A 3,772-nucleotide genomic window follows, 5' to 3' on the forward strand; every position below is an offset into this window, starting at 1 on the left:
AGGATCAACCTCATTAATTGATGTGGGAATGTCATTTTAGAAAAGGACAACTTTTCATCCGCACGGTTTAGTACATCCTTACTTAAGCCAAGTGAACCTCCAATGACAAAGGCAATTTTACTTTTTCCATATGTAGCTAACTTATCAATCATTTCCGCCAGTTCTTCTGACGATCGTTGCTTTCCTTCAATGGCTAGGGCAATGACATATGTATCTGGAGAAATTTTTGCTAACAGCCGCTCTCCCTCTTTATTCTTTACCTGTTCCATTTCTATTTCACTTAATTGCTCTGGAGCTTTTTCATCTGGGAGCTCAACCACTTCGACCTTCGCATAAGCCGTTAGTCTTTTCAAATATTCATCGATACCTTGCTTTAAGTATTTTTCTTTAAGTTTGCCAATTGTTAATAATGAGATATTCACACTTCATCCTCACTTTACGAACAAGATATCCACAGAAGTTATCCACATGTCCACATTTTCCATCCACATATTGTATAGGATCATTTGTTCCCTACCATATATATAGCATCATTTCGACAATATTCACAGGTTGTTGATAACTCATTTCCCTCAACTTTTAATAAGGTTGGAAATGTCTCAAACTCATCTACAACCGTATCTATGGCAAGATCTACGTGTTCTTCACAGCAGTAAATCATGTTATTTCCCTCCTTCAAAATTCTCCAAACTTCAACAAAATCCTATGTGGATATCTTATATGTAGTTTGTCCAAAACTTATCCACATTCCTATCCCATCCTACCAAAACTATCGGTAAATTTCTATCCACAAAAAAGAAATGCAGACATTACGTCTGCATTCCTCTCACAACTATAATGTATTTCCACCCAGCTTCATCATTGTTTCTTGTAGCTTTCCAGCACGATAGAATTTAATGTTCAGCTGATCTCCGACTTTCTTTTTATTATATAGATGCTTTCTTAAATCAATTACATCTTTAATTGGATCGCCGTCCATTTCAACAATCACATCCAAATCTTCTAATCCTGCTTGTTCTGCAGGTGAGTTTGGATCTACTGTCATAATCACCACTCCAGATGTTACATCTTCCGGAAGTTTCAGTGTTTCTTTCTGATGATAGGCTGATACTTCATTTACTGATTGAAGTTGGATTCCCATGTAAGGTCGTTTTACCTCACCAAACTCCTCTAAATCACTAATAATTGGCTCAGCGGACTTTATTGGAATAGAGAGTCCGATTCCCTCTACGGAGCTCTGGGCAATCTTCATAGAGTTAATGCCAATCACTTGCCCACTGATATTAATTAATGCTCCTCCACTATTACCCGGGTTAATTGCGGCATCCGTTTGGAGGACTTCAGCCTGCCAATCAATCGCACCATCTTGGTTAATATCAACAGGAATCGCACGCTCTAAACCTGATACAATCCCTTGTGTAACAGAGCCAGAAAACGTTGCCCCAAGTGGATTTCCAATGGCGATAACGGGCTCACCAATTTTTAAAGCATCAGAATCACCAAACTCAGCAACGGTTTCAATTTTGCTTCCATCAACCTCAAGAACAGCCAAATCAGTCCAAACATCACTGCCTCTTAGCTTCGCTTCAAGCTTTGTTCCATCAGACAATGTAACCTCAAGTGAGTTTGCCCCTTCGATTACGTGATGGTTTGTTACAACATATGCTTTTCCATCCGCTTTTTTATAAATGACACCTGATCCTGATCCTGCTTCCTGACTAGATGTTTCTGACCAAAAACTTGTCGTTTGAAGATTCGTAATTCCAACTACCGCATCTCCTGCTTTTTCTACTGCCTTTGTTATATCTGTTACTACGTTTAAGCTAACATTTTCTGTCCTAACAGCGTCGTTGTTTGTCGTTCCGTCTTCTACATCTGAATCGGTTTCTGTTGAATATGGAAGAACATCAAACCCAATTCGAGGCAAAGCTACCACAATAAGAAAAACACCTAAAATAGCTCCCACTAAGCTTGCTAAAAAGTATCCTCCTCGATTTCCCTTTTGTTTTCTGTACCGTGTTTCGTAGTCTTGATCATAATAACCCACGATTCACCAATCCTTTCAAACAATCATTATCTATGTAGTTTTTATCCCTATATATAATATAATCCCTTCTTGCTTAAGAATAAACCAAAAAGGTGACCCGAAAGTCGGAATCACCTTGTTTATACCGCAGTTAACACAGTTGGAACTTTAGGATCGGTATCGTATAAATCAAATTGCTCTCCAATGATGATGCCCTTGCTTTGAAGTGTTTGCTCGACAGCCATTTTAGCTAAATCTTTCATATTGTTGTCTTGACTTAAATGAGCTAAGTAAATACGTTTTGTGTTATCACCAGCTACTTCACTCATCGCAATGGCTGCATCTTCATTCGATACATGTCCAACGTCACTCAAAATTCGGCGCTTAATGCTCCATGGATACTTTCCCATGCGAAGCATTTGAACATCATGGTTGCTCTCAAAAACATACACATCTGCGTTCTGAATGATTCCCTTCATACGATCACTAACATAACCTGTATCTGTAATTAGAACGAGCTTCTTTCCATTATGGTGAAACACATAAAACATGGGCTCTGCCGCATCATGGGACACTCCAAATGATTCAATATCTACCCCACCAAAGCTTTTGACTGTTTCCATGTCAAACGTGAATTTCTGCTCTACAGGAATTTCCCCAACTAAATGATTCATTGCAGCCCAAGTTTTTGCGTTAGCATAAACAGGAAGCTTGTACTTTCTAGCTAATATTCCGACTCCTTTGATATGGTCACTATGCTCATGGGTTACAAAAAGTCCAGACAGCTTACTAATGTCCCGATCAATTTTTTGAAAAAGGGCCTCCATTTGCTTCCCACTATGTCCTGCGTCTACTAGAAAGGACTGACCTTCCGATTCTACATAAATCGCATTCCCTGTACTCCCACTCGCTAGGATACTAAAATGCAATGACATACTATTCACTCCAATTATTTTCTTCGTCCTTTAGTTGAATGACTTGTCCTTCAAAGGCATTCACAAATAAATTCTCCCCTCCGTTTAACACAAAGCGCCACGCAGGTGTTAAAACCTGTGATGAAGTTAAACGAACAAGTGTGTAATAGCCAAACTCGACTCTCTCTATCTTTGTTCCAAAAGGTAAATAGCCATTTATATAAAGTGTTTCTATCGCCTTGATGGGCTGAATAATTCTTTCATCTTCCGACAGCTCCTCGATTTTATCGAGTAATGTTTGTTTGTAGGAAACTACTTCATTATCGCTATTTAATTTGAACGTAATTTGACCGCTTGGATTTTTATAAAATAGCTTTTCTTGGTACTGCTGATAATAAGTAATACTATTTTCACTATCATCTCTACCCCAATAACGATACTGGTCACCATTTATGACTGATCCTTTTAAAAATGTATCTAATTCAGGTGGTTGACCTTTGCTGCTCACTTTTAACGGTATGTCCAGTTCTGATTCAATGGACTGGTTGTTTCTTATCGTAATGGTTTGACCGCTGAGCGTCGTATCTATAAGCATTTCAACCTCTTCCTCTGTAAACACTCTCGGTACCGTACTTAAGTACGTGTCCTTTTCAAAGTTTTTTGGAAGATCATTGTATGTGATTTCGTCTGCCTTTAATCGGTTTTCTAGAGAAGGATTGGTCGCATATTCATATTTGGTTGCGGTACGAATCTTTAAGAACTCATTCATAAGATAGATATTTAAAACGAAAAAGGAAAGGATAAAGATGGTTTTAATTCTACTCCAATCCAT

At 38.4% G+C, this 3,772-nt stretch carries 5 protein-coding genes; all 5 read right to left on the bottom strand.

Annotated features, from left to right (window positions below; translation table 11 throughout):
• On the bottom strand, positions 1 to 422 hold a 422-nt coding region (gene rlmH, locus ACGLXV_RS01780; protein ID WP_391557262.1), incomplete at its 3' end, for a 23S rRNA (pseudouridine(1915)-N(3))-methyltransferase RlmH.
• An 80-nt stretch (positions 423 to 502) separates the two neighbouring features.
• On the bottom strand, positions 503 to 661 hold the full coding sequence (locus tag ACGLXV_RS01785; RefSeq protein WP_119710404.1) for a CxxH/CxxC protein: 159 nt from the start codon (positions 659 to 661) through the stop codon (positions 503 to 505).
• A gap of 171 nt (positions 662 to 832) precedes the next feature.
• Positions 833 to 2,047 (bottom strand): S1C family serine protease, encoded by a 1,215-nt coding sequence (locus tag ACGLXV_RS01790; protein ID WP_391557263.1) that lies wholly within the window; start codon positions 2,045 to 2,047, stop codon positions 833 to 835.
• A 119-nt stretch (positions 2,048 to 2,166) separates the two neighbouring features.
• Positions 2,167 to 2,961, bottom strand: coding sequence for an MBL fold metallo-hydrolase (locus ACGLXV_RS01795; RefSeq protein ID WP_119710406.1), 795 nt, complete (start codon positions 2,959 to 2,961; stop codon positions 2,167 to 2,169).
• A 1-nt stretch (position 2,962) separates the two neighbouring features.
• Positions 2,963 to 3,772: two-component system regulatory protein YycI (locus tag ACGLXV_RS01800; RefSeq protein WP_391557264.1), on the bottom strand; the 810-nt coding region annotated here is incomplete at its 5' end.

This window comes from Robertmurraya sp. (assembly GCF_036676585.1).
Lineage (GTDB): Bacteria > Bacillota > Bacilli > Bacillales > Cytobacillaceae > Robertmurraya_A.